The organism is Rhizobium phaseoli (genome assembly GCF_003985125.1).
Taxonomy (GTDB): domain Bacteria; phylum Pseudomonadota; class Alphaproteobacteria; order Rhizobiales; family Rhizobiaceae; genus Rhizobium; species Rhizobium phaseoli.
On sequence record NZ_ML133628.1, the window covers coordinates 1 to 2,634 of the forward strand.

Here is a 2,634-nt window from a genome sequence, read left to right on the forward strand (position 1 = left end):
ATTGTGATAAGGTATCTGCACCTGAATACATAGGGTGTAAGAAGCGAACGCAGGGAACTGAAACATCTAAGTACCTGCAGGAAAGGACATCAACCGAGACTCCGCAAGTAGTGGCGAGCGAACGCGGACCAGGCCAGTGGCAATTGTGATTAAAGTGGAACGCTCTGGAAAGTGCGGCCGTAGTGGGTGACAGCCCCGTACGCGTAGATATTACGATTGTCCTAGAGTAGGGCGGGACACGAGAAATCCTGTCTGAACATGGGGAGACCACTCTCCAAGCCTAAGTACTCGTGCATGACCGATAGCGAACAAGTACCGTGAGGGAAAGGTGAAAAGCACCCCGACAAGGGGAGTGAAATAGAACCTGAAACCGGATGCCTACAAACAGTCGGAGGGGGCAACCCTGACGGCGTACCTTTTGTATAATGGGTCAACGACTTAGTGTAACAAGCAAGCTTAAGCCGGTAGGTGTAGGCGCAGCGAAAGCGAGTCTGAATAGGGCGATATAGTTTGTTGCATTAGACCCGAAACCGAGTGATCTAGCCATGAGCAGGTTGAAGGTTGGGTAACACCAACTGGAGGACCGAACCCGCATCTGTTGCAATAGATTGGGATGACTTGTGGCTAGGGGTGAAAGGCCAATCAAACTCGGAAATAGCTGGTTCTCCGCGAAATCTATTTAGGTAGAGCGTCGAGCGAATACCCCCGGGGGTAGAGCACTGGATGGGCTATGGGGACTCACCGTCTTACTGATCCTAACCAAACTCCGAATACCGGGGAGTACTACTCGGCAGACACACGGCGGGTGCTAACGTCCGTCGTGAAAAGGGCAACAACCCTAACCTCCAGCTAAGGTCCCCAAGTCATGGCTAAGTGGGAAAGGATGTGAGGATCCCAAAACAACCAGGATGTTGGCTTAGAAGCAGCCATCATTTAAAGAAAGCGTAACAGCTCACTGGTCTAAATAAGGGTCTTTGCGCCGAAAATGTAACGGGGCTGAAGCCATGCACCGAAGCTGAGGATTTGCAGTGATGCAAGTGGTAGCGGAGCGTTCCGTAAGCTGATGAAGGGAGACCCGTGAGGGCTCCTGGAGGTATCGGAAGTGCGAATGTTGACATGAGTAACGATAAAGAGGGTGAGAGACCCTCTCGCCGAAAGACCAAGGGTTCCTGCTTAAAGTTAATCTGAGCAGGGTTAGCCGGCCCCTAAGACGAGGCGGACACGCGTAGTCGATGGGAACCACGTTAATATTCGTGGGCCTGGTGGTAGTGACGGATTGCACAAGTTGTTCTGGTTTATTGGATTATCAGGGCAGCGGAGCGGTTCCAGGAAATAGCTCCACCGTATAGACCGTACCCGAAACCGACACAGGTGGTCAGGTAGAGTATACCAAGGCGCTTGAGAGAACTATGTTGAAGGAACTCGGCAAATTGCACGCGTAACTTCGGAAGAAGCGTGACCCCATTTTAGGCAACTATGATGGGGTGGCACAGACCAGGGGGTAGCGACTGTTTATCAAAAACACAGGGCTCTGCGAAGTCGCAAGACGACGTATAGGGTCTGACGCCTGCCCGGTGCTGGAAGGTTAAGAGGAGAGGTGCAAGCTTTGAATCGAAGCCCCAGTAAACGGCGGCCGTAACTATAACGGTCCTAAGGTAGCGAAATTCCTTGTCGGGTAAGTTCCGACCTGCACGAATGGCGTAACGACTTCCCCGCTGTCTCCAACATAGACTCAGTGAAATTGAATTCCCCGTGAAGATGCGGGGTTCCTGCGGTCAGACGGAAAGACCCCGTGCACCTTTACTATAGCTTTACACTGGCATTCGTGTCGGCATGTGTAGGATAGGTGGTAGGCTTTGAAGCGGGGACGCCAGTTTCCGTGGAGCCATCCTTGAAATACCACCCTTATCGTCATGGATGTCTAACCGCGGCCCGTCATCCGGGTCCGGGACAGTGTATGGTGGGTAGTTTGACTGGGGCGGTCGCCTCCGAAAGAGTAACGGAGGCGCGCGATGGTGGGCTCAGACCGGTCGGAAATCGGTCGTCGAGTGCAATGGCATAAGCCCGCCTGACTGCGAGACTGACAAGTCGAGCAGAGACGAAAGTCGGTCATAGTGATCCGGTGGTCCCGCGTGGAAGGGCCATCGCTCAACGGATAAAAGGTACGCCGGGGATAACAGGCTGATGACCCCCAAGAGTCCATATCGACGGGGTTGTTTGGCACCTCGATGTCGGCTCATCGCATCCTGGGGCTGGAGCAGGTCCCAAGGGTTTGGCTGTTCGCCAATTAAAGCGGTACGTGAGCTGGGTTCAGAACGTCGTGAGACAGTTCGGTCCCTATCTGCCGTGGGTGTAGGAATATTGACAGGATCTGTCCCTAGTACGAGAGGACCGGGATGGACATATCTCTGGTGGACCTGTTGTCCTGCCAAGGGCATAGCAGGGTAGCTATATATGGACGGGATAACCGCTGAAGGCATCTAAGCGGGAAACCCACCTGAAAACGAGTGTTCCCTATCAGAGCCGTGGAAGACGACCACGTTGATAGGCCGGGTGTGGAAGTGCGGCAACGCATGAAGCTTACCGGTACTAATAGCTCGATCGGCTTGATCGTTCTCATTGACTGTGCTCATC

Annotated in this window: 1 rRNA gene; it reads left to right on the top strand. The window is 53.4% G+C overall.

The annotated features are described in order from the left end of the window. Positions 1-2,614, top strand: a 23S ribosomal RNA gene (locus EFD56_RS32370); the annotation flags it as partial. Between the last annotated feature and the right edge of the window lie 20 nt (positions 2,615-2,634).